Here is a 22,366-nt window from a genome sequence, read left to right on the forward strand (position 1 = left end):
ATCGAGCCGGATTTCATGGCACAGCCGGGTCAGAACTCCCAGTCTTCGTCTTCGGTATTGACGGCCTTGCCGATGACATAGCTGGAGCCGGAGCCGGAGAAGAAGTCATGGTTCTCGTCGGCGTTGGGGGACAGGGCCGAGAGGATGGCGGGATTGACGTCGGTTTCGTCCTTGGGGAACAGGCCCTCGTAGCCCAGGTTCATCAGGGCCTTGTTGGCGTTGTAGCGCAGGAACTTCTTGACGTCCTCGGTGAGGCCGACCTCGTCGTAGAGGTCCTGGGTGTATTCGACCTCATTGTCGTAGAGCTCGAAAAGCAGCTCGAAGGTGTAGTTCTTGAGGTCGTCGCGTTCGGCCTGGCTGAGCAGCTCCAGACCCTTCTGGTACTTGTAGCCGATGTAGTACCCGTGCACCGCCTCATCGCGGATGATCAGCCGGATCAGGTCGGCGGTGTTGGTGAGCTTGGCCCGCGAGGACCAGTACATCGGCAGGTAGAAGCCGGAGTAGAACAGGAAGCTCTCCAGCAGGGTGGAGGCCACCTTGCGCTTGAGCGGATCGTCGCCGCGGTAGTACTCGAGGACGATCTCGGCCTTGCGCTGCAGGTTTCGGTTCTCCTCCGACCAGCGGAACGCGTCATCGATCTCGCGGGTGGAGCACAGGGTGGAGAAGATCGAGCTGTAGCTCTTGGCGTGCACCGATTCCATGAACGCGATATTGGTGAGCACCGCCTCCTCGTGCGGCGTCACGGCATCCGGAATCAGGCTCACCGCGCCGACCGTGCCCTGAATGGTGTCCAGCAGCGTCAGGCCGGTGAAGACCCGCATGGTCAATTGCTTCTCGTCGGCAGTGAGGGTGTTCCACGACGGAATATCGTTGGAGACCGGCACCTTCTCGGGCAGCCAGAAGTTGCCGGTCAGGCGATCCCAGACCTCGGCATCCTTCTCGTCGGGCACCCGATTCCAATTGATGGCCGACACCCGATCGATCACCTTTGTTGCACGCGGCTCAGGAGACATGGTTCCGCCTTTCCAGCACGATTGACGACACCCGATCGATCAGTTTCATCCTGCCTCCACACCCTTCCCGAGCACGCTGCCGTCACGGAATTGCCTACCCCTGAACACTACTCCTTGGGGGTGACAAGTCCATGCAGCACAACACCTTGTGTCGCAGCGGCGGTTATCGCTATGGCGCAGAAACGCCGGTGACCACCGCGTGCGGCACCCATTGTGCGGCACGTGGCGCGAAATCCGCGCATCGATACCGGTGCTGCCATTGTGGTCGCCCATGGTTTGCCGACCGGCCTTTCTTGGGCCGGGACCGTAAGGGACAACGTGGTCCGCTGTCAGCACCGAGATTGCTGTCGTCGCTGAGGAAATCCCATTGTGGACCCGACCTGGTCGACTGGCTCGCGGAGTGGGCGCAGCATCACATTTTCGCTCGCGGATGTCAGAACCCGGCAGTAGCATCGGTGCCAGCCGCTAGCGCCCGCTTGCAGGTTGCTAACAAAGATCAGGGTGGTGACCGAGGGGGCCCCGATGTCCGCACCGACCGATCCGGATATGACCGATCTGCTCGGTAGACTCGCGCGCGTGCCGAGCGGCCGCCGGAGCAAATGGGTCGTGCTCGGCGTCTGGATCATTGCACTGCTCGCACTCGGCACCTTCGCCGGAAAGCTCACCGGCGCACAGCAGAACGACAACGTCACCTGGCTGCCGGACAGTGCCGAATCCACGCAGGCGTACAAGCTGGCCGAGAAATTCGGCAATAGCGACCAGGTTCCGGTGGTACTGGTGTACGAGCGCCCCAGTGGAATCACCGACGCCGACCGGCTCGCGGTCGGCGCCGACGCCACCCGGTTCCGGCAGGTCGAGCATGTGGTGGCCGATAAGCTGCTCGGCCCGATTCCGTCGCAGGACGGTCAGGCACTGGAGATTCTGGTGCCGATCTCGATGGGGGCAGACGGCTGGAGCCGCCTGACCAGCGTGGTCGGCGCCATCAATGACGCGGCGGGCGAGCGACCCGACGGATTGTCCTTCTACGCCACCGGACCGGCCGGATACGCTGCCGAATTCGGCAAGGTGTTCGCGAGTATCGATGGATTGCTGCTGTACTCCGCCGCCGCGGTCGTCATCGTCATCCTGCTGGCCACCTATGGTCCGATGCTGTGGGCGTTGCCGCTGATCACCGTCGCCTTCGCACTGGTGATTTCGCAGGCCGCGGTATTCGGCGCGACCAAGTTGGGATTGACGGTCAACGCGCAGAGCCAGGCCATTCTGACCGTGCTCGTATTCGGCGCGGGTACCGACTATGCGCTGCTGCTGGTGGCCCGCTATCGCGAGGAACTGCGCCGCCATCCCGATAAGCACGAGGCCATGGCCGTCGCACTGCACCGGGCCGGGCCAGCGGTACTGGCGAGTGGTTGCACCGTGATGGTCTCGATGCTGGCTCTGCTGGTGGCGGAGATGAATTCGACCAAGGGCATCGGCCCGGTGTGTGCGATTGGCATCGCGGTCGCACTGCTGGCGATGTTGACGCTGCTGCCTACGCTCCTGGTGATCGTCGACCGGTGGATCTTCTGGCCGCGCCACCCGAACTTCGGCACCGTCAACGAGACCGAATCCGGTGTGTGGGCGCGTGTCGGATTCGCGATCGCCCGGCGGCCGCGCACGGTCTGGATCGGCACCGCACTGGCGCTCGGCGCAGTCGCGTTCGGCGCCATCGGGTTGGAGTCGAACGGGATCGCGAACAAGGATGCGTTCGTCGGCTCCTCCGCTGCGGTCACCGGAACCGAAGTGCTGGAACGGCATTTCGACGCGGGCACCGGTACGCCGGTCATGGTCGTCGCCTCCGCCGCGCGTGCCGACGCCGTCGCAACGGCGCTGGGATCGACGCCCGGCATTACCGCGCCGTCGCGGCCGATGATCAAGGGCGATCTGGTCTATCTGGAGGGCACGCTCTCGGATCCGCCGGACAGTCGCGCCGCCGACGCGACCATCGACCGGGTGCGTGCCGCGGTGCACGCGGTTGATCCCGCGTCCAAGGTCGGCGGGCAGACGGCGGTTGTGCTCGATATCAGACACGCTGTGGCACACGATAATCGGGTGATCGTGCCGGTTGTGCTCGCCATCGTGATGGTGATCCTGATGGTGCTGCTGCGCGCGGTGCTCGCACCGATTCTGCTCACCGCGACGGTGGTGCTGTCCTACCTCGCCGCGCTCGGGCTGAGCCACTGGATCTTCGATCTGGCCGAATTCAAGGGCGCCGATGCCGGCCTGCCGCTGCTGACCTTCGTCTTCCTGGTGGCGCTCGGCATCGACTACAACATCTTCCTGATGTCGCGGGTGCACGAGGAGGCGACCAAGCATCGCACCAAGGCGGGTGCGCTCATCGGCCTTGCCGCCACCGGCGGGGTGATCACCTCGGCCGGTCTGGTGCTGGCTGGCACCTTCGCGGTGTTCGCGACCATGCCGGTGGTGACCTTTGCCGAGATGGGCATTGTCATCGCGGTCGGTGTACTGCTCGATACGGTGATCGTGCGTTCGATCCTGGTCACCGCGCTGACATTGGATATCGGTGATCGGATCTGGTGGCCGAGCGCGCTGGCTCGGCCGCGCATTGCCGCGGCTCCCGAACCGGAGGTCAGTCTCAGCAAGTGACCCGCCGAGGTGATCCCTCGCTCCGGGCGTGTCGCGGGTTAGTTTGTGGCGGTTGATTACCACGCGTTTCGGAAGGAGTGTGTGTTATGACCAGTCCCGGCCCCGCCAAGACCGGACCCGCGCTCAATGACATGACGATCTTCGCGGGCGTTCTGATCCTGATCGCCGGTTTGCTGCATCTGATGGCCGCCATCGCCGCGATCGCGAAGCGCGACTTGTTCGTATTGACCGAAGACCAGGTCTTCCAGGTGAACGTCTCGGTGTGGGGATGGGTCCATCTGGTGATCGCGGTGCTGATCATTGTTGCGGGCATCGGCATCGTGTCCGGACAGACCTGGGGTTATTGGGCGGGTATCGTGATGGCCTCGATCAGCCTGATGGACAACTTCCTGTTCGCGCCGATGTATCCGTTCTGGTCGCTGGTGATCATCGCCATCGATGTCTTGATCATCTGGGCACTGGCGCGCGAGCTCGGATCCCCAGCAGCGCAATAGATTTCGCGTCGCCCCCCGATCCGTCGAGTACGGGTCGGGGGCGCTGTGAGTGGGTTCTTCAGATCACGGCGGGCGTCGAATGACGTCCGTCGGTCGTAGCGGACGGTACAAGGCACTGATCCTAATTCCTGGCGACCGCCGATAATTCGGTTGATTCGAATACGAAGTTCAATCGGTGGTGGTGGCTGTCAAATGGTCGTCTAGAACGCGTGCGATGATCGCGAGCGCCTGGGGTGAGGTCAGTTCATTGTGGGTGACGTCGATATCGTGGTTGACGACGCGGCCGGTGGCATAGGGACGCCAGCCGTCCGGGCCGACCATATCGGAGGTGTCGACGGTGGCGCTGAAATACAGCAGGTCGCCGTCGTAGACCGGACGGCGGTATCCGGTGCGGGTGTGCGCGGATGCGTTGTAGGAATTGGCCATTCGCTCGATGATCTCGGCATCGATGACCTCCATACCCAGTCGGGCCTCGATCAGGTCGGCCGCTTCCTGCGCGGTCGCCTCGGCGGGGACATCATCGATACCGAAGATCGAGCCGAAGGTATTGACGAACGCGCCCGCCGAGAGCCGTTCGATGGAGTCGCTGTCGATATCGGCGTGATCGGTGTCCAATAGCGCAACAACGCCGACGCTTTCACCCGCCGCCTGCAGCTTCGCCGCCATCGCATGGGCGATGAGACCGCCGAAGGACCAGCCGAGCAGGTGGTACGGTCCGGTCGGCTGGACGGCGCGGATTTCGCGAATGTAGCGGTCGGCGGACTCCTCGATGGAGCGCGCCGACGGCTCACCACCGAGATCCGGTGCTTGCAGACCGTAGATCGGGCGACCCGGTCGCAGCCGCTCCGCGAATCCAAGGTAGCTCCATGACATTCCGGAGGAGGAGTGGATGCAGAACAGCGCGGGATCGGTTCCGCCGAGCCGGATCGGCAGGAGTACACCGAGGCCGAGTCCGGCTGGTGCGGTTTCGCGCGCCGCGGCCTGTGCCGCCAAGGCGGCCGTTTCGTCCGCGGCGGCCTGCTGTGCCGCGGGGGTCTGCGCGAAATGGGCTGCCGCAGTGAGCGCACCGGACCAAAGGGCGGCCAGTTCGGCGACCTCGGCGCGGTTCAGGAGTGTTGCGGGGAAGCGGAGATTCGCGTGCAACCGATCGTCGAGGACGACGGCGGTCACATCGATCGCGGACGTGACCGGGACATCGGGGTGCTCATCGGCGCGCAGCTCACCGAATTCGTCGGTGGGCGACCAGCCGAGCCCTTCGAGTCCGGCCGGAATGTCGCCAGCCGAATGCCGACCCAGATATTCGAAGCCGATCCGGCCCGGCAGACCGGGCGGAAGCCCTTCTGCCGCATTGTCATTGAGATAGCGCAGCTCGCCGAAGCCGATGCCTGTGTCCGGCACCGCGAGTAGCTGATGTTTGATCGCGCGCAGCGCCGCGCCCATCGCTGCGCCACCCGCGCAGGCGTCATCGATATCGATCTCGGTCAGATCCAGCCGCACCGGATAGATAGGGGCGACCCAGCCCAGCGTGCGGCCGAGGTCGGCGCCCGGGATCGCGCGCTCTGGTCGGCCATCGGCTGCCAGGCGCAGCAAGGCCGTCGGCTCGTCGACATTCTGGCGTGCGCGCCAGCGATTCAGTGCCAGGGCCAGTGTGGTGAGCAAGGTATCGGTGCCGGTGCCGGTGCCGGTGCCGGTGCCGTGCAGTAGCCGAGGCAGAGTGGTGAGCAGCGCGTCGGTCACTTCGTCGGAGACCTCGAGTTCGACCGTGCGCAGTGTGTGTGCCCGATCGATCGCCGGATCGAGTTCGCGGGCACCGACCAGCGGATCGGGACCGGTGAGCACGCGGTGCCAATGGTCGAGTTCGGCGACGCGACGGTCGGTATGCGCGTCCTCGACGAGGGCATACGACCACCGGCGCATCGACGTACCGGTCTCGGCCAGCACCGGAGTATTCCCGACCGACACCTGTGCCCATGCGGCGATCAAGTCCTGCACCAGAATTCGCCACGACGGGGTGTCGATGGCAATCCGGTGCGCCACGATGAGCAATCGGCCCGATCTCGTCCTGGCCCCGGCGTCACCGACCGGGTCGAGCCAGACGCATTGCAGCACAATGCCATTCGCTGGGGAGAGCCGGTCCGCGGCGGCATCCAATTCGGTCACGGTGTATTCGCGCAGATCGAGCGAGTCGGCGGCGGCATCGAATTCGATGCGGTGCACCAGCGCGTCGACTTCGACCGACCCGGGCTCGTCCACCTGTAGCTGCCAGCCGTCCTCGGCCTGCCACAGCCGTGAGCGCAGCATGTCGTGCCGGTCGACCACGGCGGTGAGGGTGGCGACCAGTTGGCCGCGTTCGATGCCGACCGGAAGTTCCAGCACCGTGGCCTGCGCGGAGCGGTCGAAGTTACCGCCGCGCTCGACCAGATAGCGCACATTCGGGGTGAGCGGCAGTTCACCGATGCCGCCGCCGGGCAACTCCTCGAGCGGGACGAGCGCGCCCGCGGCGTCGACGGCGGCGGCCAACGCGGCCACGGTCCGATGCTCGAAAACCTGCAGCGGCGTGCACTGGATGCCGCGCAGCTTCGCACGGGATACCAGCTTGATCGCGAGAATGCTGTCACCGCCGAGCGCGAAGAACGAATCATCGACGCCGACCTTGGCACGGTCGAGGAGTTCGGCGTAGATCTGTGCCAGGATCTCTTCGGTCGCGGTCGAGGGGGCGCGGTATTCGGTCTCCTCGACGACGAATTCGGGTTCCGGCAGGGTCTTTCGGTCGAGTTTGCCGACGGCGTTGAGCGGGATGGCGTCCAGCACGACGAAGGCGGCGGGCACCATATACGCGGGCAGGGCATCTGCGGCGACCGCGCGCACCTGCGCGATATCGAGTTCGACACCGGGCTTGCGGACGAGGTATGCCGCCAGCGCGGTCGATCCGGTGGGGCCGGGAACACCGAGCGTCACGGCGAAGTCGACCCCGTCCGCATGGCCGAGCACCGCGTCGATCTCACCCAGTTCGATGCGCTGACCGCGCACCTTGACCTGGAAGTCGGTGCGGCCGATGTACTCCAGTTCCAAGGCCAGCCCAGTGGTGCGGGCCCAGCGCACCAGATCGCCGGTGCGGTACATGAGTTCGCCGGGGCCACCGAAGGGGTTGGCGATGAATCGCGACGCGGTCAGGCTCGGCCGGGCGTGATAGCAGCGAGCCAGTGCGGATCCGGCGAGGTACAACTCGCCCGCGACGCCGACGGGCACCGGGCGCAGCCGGTCGTCGAGGACCAGCGCGGCGGCGCCACGAATGGGCGCACCGATGGTGACCGGTGTGCCTGCGACCAGTGCCGCGGAACCCGTTGCCCAGATGGTGGATTCGGTCGGACCGTACAGGTTCACCATGGTCCGGTCGGTGCACCAGCGCTCGACGAGTTCGGCACCGACCGCCTCGCCCGCCACCGCGAGCACCCGCACACTCGATACCTCGGCGGGATCGATCGTGGCCAAGGCCGACGGCGTGATCACCATATGCGTGACCCGTTCGGCGGCGATCAGTTCGGCGAGTGGGCTGCCGCCGAACACCTCCGGCGGTGCGACCACGGACGCGCCACCGGACCCGAAGGCCATCAGCGCCTCGAACACCGATGCGTCGAAACTCGGTGAGGCCACCTGCAATACCCGGGAGTCCGCGTCGACACCGAGTGATTCCCGCTGTGCGGCAATAAGATCGGCGATACCGCGATGGGAGACGGAGACGCCCTTCGGTGTTCCGGTCGATCCGGAGGTGTAGATCATCCAGGCCGGACTATCGGGCCGGATCGAATTCGTCGACAGGGCCGCCGCACTTGCCGCCTGCTGGCGTGTGCTGAGTGCGGTGTCGTCGAGGACGAGCCACTCGGTGCTGTCGGGTAGCAGGGGCCGATAGGCGGAAAGGGTGAGCCCGACCCGCGCACCCGAATCCGTGAGCATGTGATCGATGCGGTCCACCGGATGTTTCGGATCGACCGGCAGGAAGGCCGCGCCGACCTTCGCGGCGGCCCACATGCCGGTGAGTAGTTCCGCAGAGCGCGGGAGACCGAGTGCCACTACGGTTTCCGGGCCGGTGTCCGCCTCGAGCAGGAGTCGGGCCAGCTGGTTCGACCGGGCATCGAGCTCCCGGTAGGTCGTCGTTCGACCGTCGGCGACCACTGCCGGGCGGTCCGGGTACGACGTGGCGGATGCGGCGAGTGCCTCGGCCAGCGTCGTCGTCCCCGCGGTTGCCGGGCCGCACACCGGAACCAGCTGTGCGCGTTCGGATTCGTCGAGGATATCGATATCGGCCAGACGCACATCGATATCCGAGACGACCGCGGCGAGTACGCGACGCCATCGCGCGGCGAAGGTCGCCATCGTGCTCGCGTCGAAAAGGTCTGTCGCATATGTCATTACACCGTCGACACCGGCCGGTCCGTCGGCGCCGAAACGCTCACGCAAATCGAGGGTCAGGTCGAACTGTGAGGCACCGCGATCGAAATCCTCGACCTCGAACCGCAATCCGGGCAGTTCCAGAACCGGTTCGACGAAGTTCTGCAGTGACAGCGACACCTGGAATATCGGGTGGTGTGCGGTCGATCGGGTGGGGTTGAGCACCTGGACGAGTCGCTCGAAGGGCACATCGGTATTGCCGAACGCATCCAGATCCGTGGCCCGCACGGTGGCGAGGAACTGCCGGAACCCGGTCCCCGGATCGACCGGGGTGCGCAGCGCGAGCGTATTGACGAACATGCCGACGAGGTCATCGAGTGCTTGCGCACCGCGACCGGCGACCGGCGTTCCGATCACCACGTCGTCGGTGCCGCCGAGCCGCCCGAGCAGCACCGCGAGCGCGGCGTGTACGACCATGAATACGCTGACATTGTTCGCGGCCGCGAATTCGACAATGGCGCTGTGCAATGTCGCGTCGAGCGTGAAATCGACGTCGGAGCTGCGCATCGATTGCACGGCCGGGCGCGGGCGGTCGGCGGGCAGCTCCAGCAGATCCGGCGCACCGGCGAGGGTGTCGGTCCAGAAGCGGATCTGTCGTGCCGCCAGCGATTCCGGATCCGACTCGCTGCCGAGCAGTTCCCGATGCCAGAGGGCGAAATCGGCGTATTGCACCGTGAGCGGCACCCTCGCGGTCTCGGCCCCGCTGACCCGCTCGGAGTAGGCGGTGACCAGATCGGCGGCCAGTGGCGCCATCGATGCGCCATCGGCGCTGATGTGGTGTACGACCAGCACAACGACGTGCACGTCACCAGTGGAAACCGCGACCGAGGCATCCGTCGCGGTGTAGCTCGAGGACACCGGAGCCAGGCCCGAGGACGGACTCGATGACACCGCTGGGACGCCAGCGGACGGGCTCGAGCCGACCGGTGCGATGCCGGAGGAGTGCTCCGCCGCCCCCAGCACGTCGCTGGCGGAAAAACTCGGATCCACGATCCGGAACAGCCCGACCCGCACCGGCGGCTCGATGGCGAGATCGAATCCGGTGCCGGCCAGCTCATTGATCCGAGCACGCAGCGGCGCGCCGTCTTCGGCTTCGAGCACCGGCATGGTCGGCGCGGCCACCTCCACGCCGATCACCACCTGACGTGGTCCCTCGGCGTCGACGGGATACAGCGTGCGCAAACTCTCGTGCCGGCCGATCACATCGGCCATCGCCCGGCGCATCGCGTCGATATCCAGGTGGCCGGTGAGTCGCAGCGCGACCGCGATGTTGTACGCCGATGAGGTCGGATCCAGCCGATTGAGCACCCACATGCGTTGCTGCGCCGGGGACAATGGAATTCGGTCCGGCCTGATCCGTGGTGCGAGGGCGAACCGGCCCGGTTTGCCGTCGGTGGCCGGGATCACCCGCGCGGACAGTTGGGCGACGGTGGGTGCGTCGAACAGATCGCGCAGCGCGATGGTCGAGCCGAGGGTCGAATTGATCCGTGCGACAACCTTGGTGGCGCTGAGCGAGTTGCCGCCGAGTTCGAAGAACGACTGGTCGACGCTCACCCGTTCACTGCCGAGTACATCGCCGAATACCTCGGCAACGGACTGTTCGACGGGTGTGCGCGGGGCGAGATACGGCCGTTGCGCGACCGAGAAGTCCGGCACGGGAAGGGCTTTGCGATCCAGCTTGCCGACCGGGGTCAGCGGGATCTCGTCGAGCACGACGAGATGGCTGGGCACCATATAGCCGGGCAGTTCGGTCGCCACCTGGTCACGCAGCCGCTCGGCGTCCAATTCGGTGCCCTCGGTGGGCAGTACATAGGAGACCAGTACGGTCGCGCCGGCCGGTCCCGGCTGGCCGATGGTCACCGCGTATTCGACCTGTTCGTCACGGGAGAGCACGGCATCGATCTCGCCGAGTTCGATGCGCAACCCGCGGATCTTGACCTGGAAGTCGCTGCGGCCCAAGTACTCCAGTTCCAGCGCGTCGTCGGCTCCGATGACCCATCGGACCATATCGCCGGTTCGGTACATCCTTTCCCCGGCCGCGCCATACGGATTCGCGATGAAGCGCGCCGCGGTCATCTCGAACCGATTGAAGTAACCACGCGCCAGCGCCGGACCGGCCAGGTACAGCTCACCCGCGATGCCCACCGGTACCGGGCGCAGCCAGGTATCGAGCACCAGATTGGACGCGCCGCGGATCGGGCCGCCGATGGTGACCGGTTTCCCCGGCAGCAGTTCGGCCGGGCTGGTCGCACAGACGCTGAATTCGGTGGGGCCGTATAGATTCACCATCCGCCGCCCGACGGCCCACCGGTCGACCAGTTCGGCTGCAATGGCCTCGCCGCCGACCCCGAGCACTCGCAGGTCGGCCAGATCGGTCGGTTCCATGGTGGCCAGCGCTGACGGCGTGATCACGGCGTGGGTGATCCGCTCGGTGCGCAGCAAATGTTCGAGATCGCTGCCGCCGTAGACATCCGGTGGCGCTACCACCAGGCGGCCGCCCGTCGAATGCGCTATCAGCAGCTCCATGACCGATGCGTCGAAACTCGGCGAAGCGACCTGCAGCGAACTTATAGCGGGATCGAGTTCGAGGGCCTCTTGTTCTGCGGTGGCCATATTCGCGAGGCCACGATGGCTGACCAGGACCGCCTTGGGCTTACCGGTGGAGCCCGAGGTGTAGATCAGGTAGGCGGTCTGGTCGATATTGATCGGGCCCCCGCGCTCTTCGTCGGTAATGGGTGCGTCGGAGACGAGCATGACCCGTCGAATCGTGTTCAGATCATCGAGCAGCAGCCAGTCGATGGTGCCGGGCAGTGTCTCACCGGTCGCCGTGACGGTCACCCCGATCGGGGCCTTCGAATCGGTGAGCATGTGCTCGATCCGCTCCACCGGATAGCTCGGATCCAGCGGCAGGAAGGCCGCACCGGACTTGGCCAGTGCCCAGACGGCCACCACGGATTCGAGCGATCGGGTAAGCGCGAGTATGACGAAGACCTCCCGGCCGACACCGCGGCCGAGCAGTACCCGGGCGAAGCGGTTGGACCAGGCATCGAGTTCGCCATAGCTCATGGTGAGATCGCCCGCCGTGATCGCGATGGCATCGGGATCGACGCGCGCGCCCGCCGACAGAATATCCGGAAGTGTCTGCGGCGGAACCGATTCCGCGCCGCGTACCGGCAGCAGGGTGGCCAGTTCGGCGTCGTCGCAGTATTGCAGTTGGGAGACGAGGGCATTCGGGCTGTCGGCGAGTTGGGTCAGTAGCCGGATGAAGCGATCCAGCAGTGGTTGGGCCGCCGTGATATCGAGCTGGTCGGCCATGAATTTCAGTTTGATTTGCAGCGTGTCGTGCCCGTCTTCGCCGCGCAGCGGAATGACCATGAGGCCCAACGGGTAGGGCGTCGCATCGGTGCCCTCGACATCGAGCACCCGCATACCCGCGATATCGAGCGCCTGCGACAGCGCCTCCCGATCGATCGGATACGACTCGAATACGGTGAGCGTGTCGAAGAGTTCGGCGAGGCCGACGGCCCGGTGGATGGCGGCCAGCCCCACATGCTGGTGGTCCAGCAGGCGGGCTTGCTCGGCCTGGATGCGGGTCAGTAGGTCGGCGACCTTCTCCGCGGGATCGAGCTGGACCCGTACCGGGAGCGTATTGATGAACAGCCCGACCATCTCTTCGACACCGGGCAGCTCCGGTGGCCTACCGGATACGGTGCCGCCGAACACCACATCCGTGCGCCCGGTCAACATGGCCAGCAGCATTGCCCAGGCGGCCTGCACCATCGTATTCACCGTCGCGCCGGATTCGCGTGCGGTGGTCTCCAGCCGCTCGACCGTGGCGCGGGTCAGGTCGCGAGAGATCATTCCGGCCTCGGTCGATTCGATCCCGGCCAGTGTCGGGACCGCGCGCGTCGGCGTATCCACGCCGGCCAGCGATTGCGTCCAGGCCGCGAGCGAGGCCGCATTGTCCTGCTCATCGAGCCACGCCAGGAACTCCCGGTACGAGTGCGCGGGCGGCAGCACCGAGGTGTCGCCCGACGTGACGTAGAGCGTGAGCAGTTCGCGCACCAGCAGCGGCGTCGACCAGCCGTCCAGCAGCAGATGGTGATTGGTCATGACCAGCCGATAGATATCGGCCGCGGTCCGGATCAGGGTGAAGCGGATCAGCGGTGGGCGGTCGAGTTCGAATCGGGTGCGGGCATCGAGGGCGATGAGGCGGTCGACTTCGCGGTCGCGTTCGTCGGCCTCGGCGACATCGGTGAGATCGATATCGTGCCAGCGGATTTCGGCATCGGCGAGCACGAGCTGGCGCGGACCGTCGTCGGTTTCGACGAAGGCGACGCGCAGGTTCTCATGCCGTTCCAACAAGGCCTGTGCCGCACTGCGCAGGCGGGCGGAATCGACGGTGCCCGCCAGCGTGAGCAGTGATTGGACGGTGTAGCCGTCGGCGGTATCGGTGTCGTAGAGCGCATGGAAGAGCAGACCGTACTGCAGCGGCGAAAGCGGCCAGACGTCAGCGAGATTCGGGTAGACCCGCTCCCAGCTCTCGATCTGCCGTTGTTGCACCGGGACCAGGTCGAAATCGGACGGGGTGCGTCCGCCCGCGCCCGGCGAGCCGGCGTGCGCCGCCAGCGCCCGCAGCGCCTGCGACCACAGCTCGGCGAGTTGACCGACATCCGCCTCGTCGAGCAGCCGCGAGGCAAAGGCCCAGGTGACCTCCAGGCCGACATCGGTGAGTACGGCATTGATATCGACGACCGCGGCCAGCGGCGCCGACTCGTTGTGCGTTGCCGCGAAACGCTGTGGCAGCCATGCCCCCGCGTGCCCGCCGGTGAGCGCACGGCCGAGGTAGTTGAAGCTGAGTTGCGGGATCGGCGTGTCCGTGAGGGCGGCGGCGGACTCCGGATGCTGATAGCGCAGCATGCCGTAGCCGATGCCCTTATCCGGCACCGCGCGCAGCTGTTCCTTGATCGTCTTGATCGCGGTGCCCGCCGCGCTGCCACCGGCGAACGCGTCGTCGAGATCGATGCCGGTCACATCGATGGCCACCGGGTAGATGCTGGTGAACCAGCCGACCGTGCGGGCGATATCGGCGCCGGGCAGCAGCGTCTCGGAGCGGCCGTGGCCTTCCAGGGTGAGCAGCGCGGTATTGCGATCGCGCCAGCGGCTCACCGCGAGCGCGAGTCCGGTGAGCAGCACATCGTCCGCGCCGCAATGGAATTGGTCGGGCAGAGTGGCCAGTACGGTGTTGGCGATATCCGGGTCGACGATGGTCCGGCACTGGCCCATGGTGGCGACGACGTCGACCGCGGGATCCAGCGCCGCCGAGCCGATGACCGGATCCGGGGTGGCCAGCATCTGCTGCCACAGTGGCAGTTCGGCCACCCGCTCGGCCGCCTGTTCCGCTTGACCGTATGCCCACCGCCGGAAGGAGGTGCCGACGGGCACGAGTGTGCCGCCCGCTGCCGCGATCGCCAGGTCCGGCAGCAGGATTCGCCAGGAGACGCCGTCGGTCACCAGATGGTGCAGCACCAGCCAGCACCGTGGATCGGCCCCCGCCCGCTCGATCAGCACGAAGCGCGCGACGACACCCGCCTCGGGATCGAGCAGATCTGCGGCCTGTTGTAATTCGCGCTCGTAGCTGTCGTCGGAGTCCGCGTCGGCCGCGACCACCTCGATCAAGTCATCGGCAGTTATCGAATCACGCTCGGCGACAACCCATTCCCAGCCTTGCCCAGTGTGCCGCAGGGTGGAGCGAAGCAGATCGTGATGGTCGATGAGCGCTTGGACCGCGGCGCTGAGCTGGTCGCGGCCGAAACCCTCCGGGAGACCGATCAAGACGGCTTGACCGAAGCGGTTCCAGGTCGGCCCCTGCTCCACCATGGCGTGCACGATCGGCGTGAGCTCCACAGTGCCGACCCCGCCCCCGGGCAGCTCGCTGACCGTCTGCGCGCGCACGTCGGTCGCGATCGCGGCCAGCGCGGCAACGGTCTTGCGCTCGAACACATCTCGTGCGCTGAAGCCGATCCCGGCGGCCTTCGCGCGCGAGACCAGCTGGATGGAGACGATGCTGTCACCGCCGAGTGCGAAGAAGCTGTCGTCGACACCGACCGTATCGAGTCCGAGGACATCGGCGAACAAGTCGGCCAGTGCCGCTTCACGCGGCGTCGACGGCGCCCGGCTCACAACGGCTCGGACACTGAAATCCGGTGCGGGCAGGGCCCTGCGGTCCACCTTGCCGAGCGGTGTCAGCGGAATGCTGTCGAGCACCATGATGACCGAGGGGACCATATAGGCCGGAAGCGTTTCACCGGCAGCGGCTTTCAGCGCCTCGGGGTGAATCTCGGTGCCGGGCTTGCCGAGCACGTATGCCACCAGCGCGGTCGCTCCGGCGGGGGTCTCGGCGCCGATGGTGAGTGCGAAGTCGACATCGGGCTGCCGTTGCAGCGCGGCATCGATCTCGCCGAGTTCGATGCGGAACCCGCGCACCTTGACCTGGAAGTCGCTGCGGCCCTGGTACTCCAGTTCGTCGTCTGCGGTCCACCGCACCAGATCGCCGGTGCGGTACATCCGCTCACCCGGCGCGTACGGGTTGGCGACGAAACGGCTGGCGGTCAGTCCATTGCGCTGGTGATAGCCGCGCGCAACGCCCGCGCCACCCAGGTACAGCTCACCGACCGCGCCGCGGGCCACCGGCCGCAACCACGGGTCGAGCACGACAGCGGTGACGCCGAGAGCGATGCTGCCGATGGTTACCGGCCCGCCGGGGCGCAATGGTCCGCTCAAGGTCACGGTGACGGTGGTTTCGGTGGGCCCGTAGCCGTTCAACAGCGCCCGCCCGGACCAGGTGGTCACCAGCTCCGGTGGACACGCGTCACCACCGACGACGATCGTGTGCAGATCCGGCAGCGTCGCCGGGTCCAGGGATCCCACCACCGTCGGGGTGACATTGAGATGGGTGACCCGATGCGCGCGCAGAACTTCGGCCATCTCCTCGCCCGCATACGCCGACGGCGGCACGACGGCGAGCGTCGCACCTGCCGCGAGGGTGACCAGGATCTCCTCGACGGAAATATCGAAACTCGGCGAAACCGCGTGTGCCACTACCGAATCGGCGGTAACACCGAATCCGGCACCGGAACCGGTGACCAGATTCGCCAGGCCGCGATGCGACACCAGCACACCCTTGGGCAGTCCCGTCGACCCGGAGGTGTAGATGATGTAGGCGATCTGATCCAGGTGTACCGGCCCGCGGCGTTCGGCATCGGTGATCGCCGCGGAATCCTGCGCGTGCACCGTTTCGGCCGTCGCGTCATCGTCGAGCAGCAGCCAATGCACGCGGTCCGGTAGGGATTTTCGCGCCGGGTGCACGGTCAGGCCCGCAACGACCCCGCTGTCGCCGACCATATGCTCGATCCGGTCGGCGGGATAGGTCGGGTCGATGGGGACAAATGCCGCACCGGATTTCGCCACCGCGAGCGTGGCGAGGACGGATTCGGCCGAACGCGGAATCGAAATCGCCACGGTGTGTTCGGGTCCGGCGCCCGCCGCGATCAGCACGCGGGCCAGGCGGTTGGTGTACTCGTCGACCTGACGGTAGGTCATGTTGGTATCGCCGCAGCGCAGCGCCACCGCCTCCGGGTCGAGTGCGGCACCGGCCGCGATGATTTCGGGGAGGATGCGCGGCTCGACCGCCTCGGGTCCGCGCGCGGGCACCAGCCGGTCCTGCTCCTGCGGGGAGACGACCTGGACGGTATACAGCGGCGCATCCGGTCCGGCGGCGAGGAATGCGTGCAGGAACATCAGGAAGCGGGCGTGGTGTGCCGCCAATTCGTCTGTGCTGTACAGGTTTCCGTTGCCCTGCAGATCGATGTGGGTGCTCTCGCCGCCCACGCCCGGATACAGGTTGACGAAGATGTCGTCGATCAACCCGGATGTCAGCACGTGCAGTCGTCCGGTGACCGAGCCGAGCTGAATCCTGGTGTCCACCATCATCAAATTGACGGCCGGACCGAACGACGACGCCTCGTCCATCGACCAGCCGAGATCACGAACGATGTCCTCCTGCCGGTAACGCTGCCGGCGCAGCGCCCCGGTCAGCTCACTCTGCGCTGCCCGGATTACGTCACCGACCGTGGTGGTCGGCGACAGCTTCAGACGCATCGGAACGACATTGGCGACCATGCCGCCGGAGCGGCGCAGCGCCGCCGTGGTGCGTCCCGAAACCGGCAGGCCGAGCACCACTTCGGGCGCACCGGTCATCGCGGCGAGATAGGCGCCGAAGGCGGCGACGATGGTCGGCGCGGCGTTCGAACCCACCGCCTTCGCCACGGTATCGAGCAAGTCGGCCGTCGCGGTTGGCAGTGCGCCCGAGACCCGGCTCGGCGGCCGGTCGACATCGGCCTCGCGACCCGCGAGATTGACCGGGTCGGCCATCCCGGCCAGATGCTCGCGCCAGTACTCGCGATCAGCGCCGAATCGGTCCGAGCCGCGGTAGGCCAGATCGGCGTCGACGATCTTCTGCAGTGGTTCGGCCTTGGCGGGCGGCGCCTCGCGGCCCTCGATGGCGGCGTTGTAGATCTCGCCGGTGCGCTGTACCAGGGCGAGCGCACCCATACCGTCCAGCACGATGTGGTGCATGCGCGAGTACCAGAACCAGCGGTCATCGGCCAGCCGCAGCATGACCACCGCGACCAATCGGTCGTGCGTCAGATCCAGCGGCGCGGAATACTCCGCGCGCATCCAGGCATGTGCCGCCGCCTCGGGATCGGGCTCATCGCGCAGGTCGACCAGGGTGAATTCGTCGACAATGGTGGTGTCGACGAACTGGTACGGCTGCCCTTCGACATCGATCAGCCGGACATATCCGGTCCCGAATTCGTGCCCGGTCTGTTGGGCGGCCGCGGCGAGCGTGTCGAGATCGAGTTCGCCGATCAGTTCGACGTACTGCGCGATCGAGATAGGCGTATCGCCCGCGATGTGCTGGGCGAACCAGATGCCGCGCTGAGCCGCCGACAGCGGGAACGCGCTGTCGGGCGGTGCGGTGCCTATTTTTCCGTTCGAGGACGATGGCTGTTGCATAAGCACACCTGCGTTCTGACGTCTGGCGCGGTTGTGCACCGCTGGTCCCGACCGTCGCGTAGTAGCAAGTTCATTTTGGACCGGTGCCGGGCCGACCGAAGGCGTATTCATCACACTGTGTTCGATCGGCGGCGTTCCCCGGGTCCCTAGGTGGTTTCGTTGCGCTATCGCCCCCCGGCCCGTCTTTCACGCCGCAGCGCGCCCGAACTTCGCTGGTTCGGGCGCGCAGGCGAAATGACAGGTCAGGCGGACTTCTGGACGGTCAGCCGATCGGTGTCGGTGATCGGCGCATCGGAGCTGACCAGGTAGCGCTGCAGTGTCGAGCGGTCGTCCAGGATCAGCCAGTCGATGGCATCGGAGAGCTCGGGACGGCGAGCCTTGGTGGTGATACCGAGGTAGGCGCCGGGGACCGCTTCCTCGGCCATCGCTGCCGGAGTCGCGCCGAGCTTCACCACGGCGGAGGCGGCGACCGTCGCTTCGATCTGCGGGTCGACCGCCAGCGCGATCTGCGTGTTCACCGCTGCGCCACGGGCGATCAGCACTCGGGCCAGCCGGTTCGCCCAGCGATCCATCTCGACGTCTGCCAGTGCCCCGGGGTCGGTGGAGACCGCAGACTGATCGAGCTCGGCCGCGTTCCGCAGGTGCGGCTGCAACTGGATGACGTTGTCGGCGGGCGATTCGACCAGTGTGATGCTCATTGGGTGTCCCCTCGCAGGTAGGCGCTCTCGGTACCTCTCTAATCTCGCTGTCGGGAGGGGATGGCGACAGCTACCCAAGCGCTGAGCAGCGCACTCCAAGGGTGAGCGAATCCCCACCCAAGGTGTGCGTATTAGTCGGTCACGAACCCGTTGAGGCTGCCGCGCAGATCGGCGAGCAGGGCCCTGGCCGCCGTCGGGCCGTCACCGTGCCAGACGGTGTCATCCACCGCGAACACCCGCTTATCGGCGGCGGCGCCGAGGTCCTTCCAGGCATCGCCGCGCAGCACCGTCCTGCCGTACCGCTCGCCCGACTCGCCAGCGAAGATGACGTAGATGATGTCGCCCTCGACCTTGATCAGGTCTTTGTCGGTCACATCGAAGGAGGTGCCGCGCTGCGCGGTCGGGCGCTGCACGCCCACGTCGCCGAGCACCTGGCCCGCGAAGCTGTTACTGCCCTGGACCTGCATCTGGTCGGCGGTGAAGCGCACCACCGAGGCCTGACTCTGGCTGGCGGCCACCGCATTACCCGTTTCCCGAGCCTCCGCGCGGTAGTTGTCCAGTGCGGTGGCCGCCGCCCCCCGTCGGCCGAGACCCGCTGCGAGCGTGGTGAATTCGCTCTGCCAACCGCCGGCGGGATCGGCGAGTACGGTAGGCGCGATCGCCTGCAGGGCGGTGAAACCGCTGGCGCCAGCGGAGGTATCGCCGATGATCAGATCGGGATGCAGGGCGGCGATCTGCCCGAGATCGGGCTGTGCGGCCGAACCGACCGCGGGAATCTTCAGCACCCCGTAACCGAGATACATGGGCTGTGGGCGCGGTCCGTCGATCGGCACCGCGCCGACGACGCGCTCCCACAGGCCGACCGCGCAGGTGGCGTCGAGTGCCGAGGTGGACAGCACCACAACCCGCTGCGGATCGGCGGGCACCTCCGAGGTGCCCGCGGCGTGGGTGACGGTGCGGGTCTTGCCGTTCGACGGATCGGGCGCGCTCGGTAACGGGCACGCCTGCGAGGTGTCGCGGTCGAGCCCGACGACGCCCGCACCCGCGATATTCGTCGTGGTGCGCACGATCGAGCTGGCGTCGTCCTGCTGACTGCAGCCCGCGACGAGCAGCGCGGCGCAGAGCAGGGCGACCGCGGTGCCCCGGTGCCGCACCGGCCGATGCCAGGCGGTGCCGTATCGAGGGGAGGCAGCGCAGTTTCGAGCGACCTGCAAGCAGTCGCTAGCGGTGCGGTTTCGGGTGCGAACAAGGGCGCTCACCGGCATGCGGGTGAGGGTACCGGGTGCCGCGGCTCCCGGGACGTGAGGCCACCACGGCGCGCCAACCACCTCCGGATATGCGGCCACGACCACGCGGAATCCCACTGTCGGGTAAGTGATTCCGCGCGGTCATCGCCCTAGCTCATTTGCTGTTGCCGCCGATGCTGAAGCGAGCACCGGTGGGGTCGGCGACCTGAGCCGATCGCCCGTAGGGGGAATCCTGCGGCGGGGACAGCACCGTACCGCCCAGTTCGACGACCTTGGCGACCGCCGCGTCGACATCATCGGCGCCGAAGTAGATGGTCCAGCCCGCCGGTACGCCCTCGGGCAGGAAGGCGGAGGCGTCCATGACACCGCCGAGCATCGGGGTGGTGGCGTGAATGGTGGTGTAGCGGAACTCCGGGGTGTCGGAGATGGTGAAGGTATCGCTCCAGCCGAACACCTCGCGATAGAAGGCGAGTGCGCCCTCGTAGTCGCGGGTGTGCAGTTCGAACCAGGACGGGTTGCCCGCATGGTCGCTCCACGTGCCGCCCGAGACGATGCCGATGGTTTCGAAACCGGCGAATTGGCCCGCTTGCCAAATGCCGACGCCCGCGCCGCCGACATCGCCGAGCACGGCCATCGCGCCGAGTTCGCCGACATCCATCGGCGGCACCACGACCATGCCGCCGCGTGCGGCGGCCGCGTCGGCGGTGGCCTTGGCATCGGGCGAGGCGAGGTAGACGGTCCATTGATCCGGGCCTTCGACACTGTCGGCCGTCTTGCCCATGCCGCCGGCGACGGCCTTGCCGTCCTTGTGGAAGGTGATATAGCCGCCGAACTCCGCGCCCGCGCGCTCGGCGGTCCAGCCGAACAGTTGGCCGTAGAAATCGACGGCCCGATCGGGATCGGAGGTATAGATATCGACCCAGCAGGGGTCGCCGATCTTCGGTGCGGGCCCGCCCGTCGCCCGACCATCACCCCTCATCGAATCGCTGCGCGATGCTGTACTCATTACGGTCTCCTTGGAGGTAGCACAGGTGGAACGCTGTCACCGGTAGAGACGTCGGCCGCCCCGGAAAGTCATCGGTCGTGACTGCTCGCAGGTCACGCGAATGCAGCGGCTCGGGCGGTGGCGATTTCATGGTCGCCGGATGCACAGGCAATGGCGCCCGAACGGGGAAATACGACGCTGAGTAGGACCCGTGCGGAATGCTGCGGCAGCACGGTTTACGATCTCAGGAGCGCAAGCGAACTCCTCGTCTGCTCCCGGTAGTGGGACGGATGTGAGCAGCGGAGCCTGCGGAGCGACCTAAAGGCACCTTTCAGGAGGATCAGTGACTGCCGTAGAGCCAAAGCCAGTCCCTCAGTTGGAAGCGACTCGGCCGTATCCGGCTCGGACCGGGCCGAAGGGCTCGTTCATCGTCAAGATGGTCACCACCACTGACCCCAAGGTCCTCGGTGTCATGTACCTGACCACCTCGATGGCGTTCTTCCTCATCGGTGGTCTGATGGCCCTGCTGATGCGTGGTGAGCTGGCCCGCCCGGGTCTGCAGTTCCTCTCGCCCGAGCAGTTCAACCAGCTGTTTACCATGCACGGCACGATCATGCTGCTGTTCTACGCGACCGCGATCGTGTTCGGCTTCGCCAACATCATCCTGCCGCTGCAGATCGGCGCCCCCGACGTCGCCTTCCCGCGACTGAACGCCTTCAGCTACTGGCTGTACGCATTCGGCGCGACCATGGCGACCGCGGGCTTCATCACCCCCGGTGGTGCCGCGGACTTCGGCTGGACGGCCTATGTGCCGCTGACCGACATCCTGCACTCGCCGGGTGTCGGCACCGACCTGTGGATCCTGGGCCTCGCGGTTTCCGGTCTGGGCACCATCCTCGGTGGCGTCAACATGCTGACCACCGTCGTCTGCCTGCGCGCGCCGGGTATGACCATGTTCCGGATGCCGATCTTCACCTGGAACATCGCCGTCACCAGTGTTCTGGTTTTGCTTGCCTTCCCGCTGCTGACCGCCGCGCTGTTCGGCCTGGCCTACGACCGCCACCTCGGTGGCCACATCTACGATCCGGCCACCGGCGGCATCCTGCTCTACCAGCACCTGTTCTGGTTCTTCGGCCACCCCGAGGTGTACATCATCGCGCTGCCGTTCTTCGGCATCGTGTCCGAGATCTTCCCGGTCTTCTCGCGTAAGCCGATCTTCGGTTACACCACCCTGGTCTACGCGACCCTGGGCATTGCGGCGCTGTCGATCGCGGTGTGGGCGCACCACATGTACGCCACCGGCGCGGTGCTGCTGCCGTACTTCTCGTTCATGACCTTCCTGATCGCGGTCCCGACCGGCGTGAAGTTCTTCAACTGGATCGGCACCATGTGGCGTGGGCAGCTGACCTTCGAAACGCCCATGCTGTTCTCGATCGGCTTCATCGTCACCTTCCTCTTCGGTGGTCTGTCCGGCGTCATCCTGGCCAGCCCGCCGCTCGACTTCCATGTCACCGACTCGTACTTCGTCGTGGCGCACTTCCACTACGTGCTCTTCGGCACCATCGTGTTCGCCACCTACGCCGGTATCTACTTCTGGTTCCCGAAGATGACCGGCCGCATGATGGACGAGCGCCTCGGCAAGTGGCACTTCTGGACCACCTTCATCGGCTTCCACACCACCTTCCTGGTGCAGCACTGGCTGGGTGCGGAGGGTATGCCGCGTCGTTATGCCGACTACCTGCCCAGCGACGGATTCACC

General features: G+C 66.4%; 8 protein-coding genes. 3 read left to right on the plus strand and 5 right to left on the minus strand.

Annotated features, from left to right (window positions below; translation table 11 throughout):
- Positions 1–29: 29 nt before the first annotated feature.
- Positions 30–1,013 (minus strand): class 1b ribonucleoside-diphosphate reductase subunit beta, encoded by a 984-nt coding sequence (gene nrdF / locus ABZW16_RS35505; RefSeq protein WP_354960500.1) that lies wholly within the window; start codon positions 1,011–1,013, stop codon positions 30–32.
- Between the two features lie 522 nt (positions 1,014–1,535).
- On the opposite strand from nrdF, the gene ABZW16_RS35510 reads away from it, so the two are divergent.
- Both ABZW16_RS35510 and ABZW16_RS35515 read left to right on the plus strand, forming a co-directional pair.
- A complete protein-coding gene (locus ABZW16_RS35510) occupies positions 1,536–3,656 on the plus strand; it encodes an MMPL family transporter (RefSeq protein ID WP_354960501.1) in 2,121 nt (706 codons plus the stop codon).
- Between the two features lie 86 nt (positions 3,657–3,742).
- Entirely contained in the window at positions 3,743–4,150 is a 408-nt protein-coding gene (locus ABZW16_RS35515; RefSeq protein WP_354960502.1) for a hypothetical protein, read from the plus strand.
- 168 nt (positions 4,151–4,318) lie between these two features.
- Here the strand turns inward: ABZW16_RS35515 and ABZW16_RS35520 are convergent, their stop codons facing one another.
- The 4 genes from ABZW16_RS35520 to ABZW16_RS35535 form a co-directional block, all read right to left on the minus strand.
- The gene (locus ABZW16_RS35520) at positions 4,319–17,677 is read right to left on the minus strand and encodes an amino acid adenylation domain-containing protein (RefSeq protein ID WP_354960503.1); all 13,359 of its coding nucleotides are present in this window, start codon (positions 17,675–17,677) and stop codon (positions 4,319–4,321) included.
- 242 nt (positions 17,678–17,919) lie between these two features.
- Positions 17,920–18,375, minus strand: coding sequence for a hypothetical protein (locus ABZW16_RS35525; RefSeq protein WP_354960504.1), 456 nt, complete (start codon positions 18,373–18,375; stop codon positions 17,920–17,922).
- A 131-nt stretch (positions 18,376–18,506) separates the two neighbouring features.
- Positions 18,507–19,529 (minus strand): iron-siderophore ABC transporter substrate-binding protein, encoded by a 1,023-nt coding sequence (locus tag ABZW16_RS35530; RefSeq protein ID WP_354960505.1) that lies wholly within the window; start codon positions 19,527–19,529, stop codon positions 18,507–18,509.
- A 247-nt stretch (positions 19,530–19,776) separates the two neighbouring features.
- A complete protein-coding gene (locus ABZW16_RS35535) occupies positions 19,777–20,628 on the minus strand; it encodes a VOC family protein (protein WP_354960506.1) in 852 nt (283 codons plus the stop codon).
- 322 nt (positions 20,629–20,950) lie between these two features.
- Here ABZW16_RS35535 and ABZW16_RS35540 point away from each other — a divergent pair.
- A partial coding sequence (locus ABZW16_RS35540; RefSeq protein ID WP_354960507.1) for a cbb3-type cytochrome c oxidase subunit I occupies positions 20,951–22,366 on the plus strand: 1,416 nt, incomplete at its 3' end.

The sequence above is a fragment of the Nocardia sp. NPDC004604 genome, from assembly GCF_040609795.1.
In the GTDB taxonomy this organism is placed as follows: domain Bacteria; phylum Actinomycetota; class Actinomycetes; order Mycobacteriales; family Mycobacteriaceae; genus Nocardia.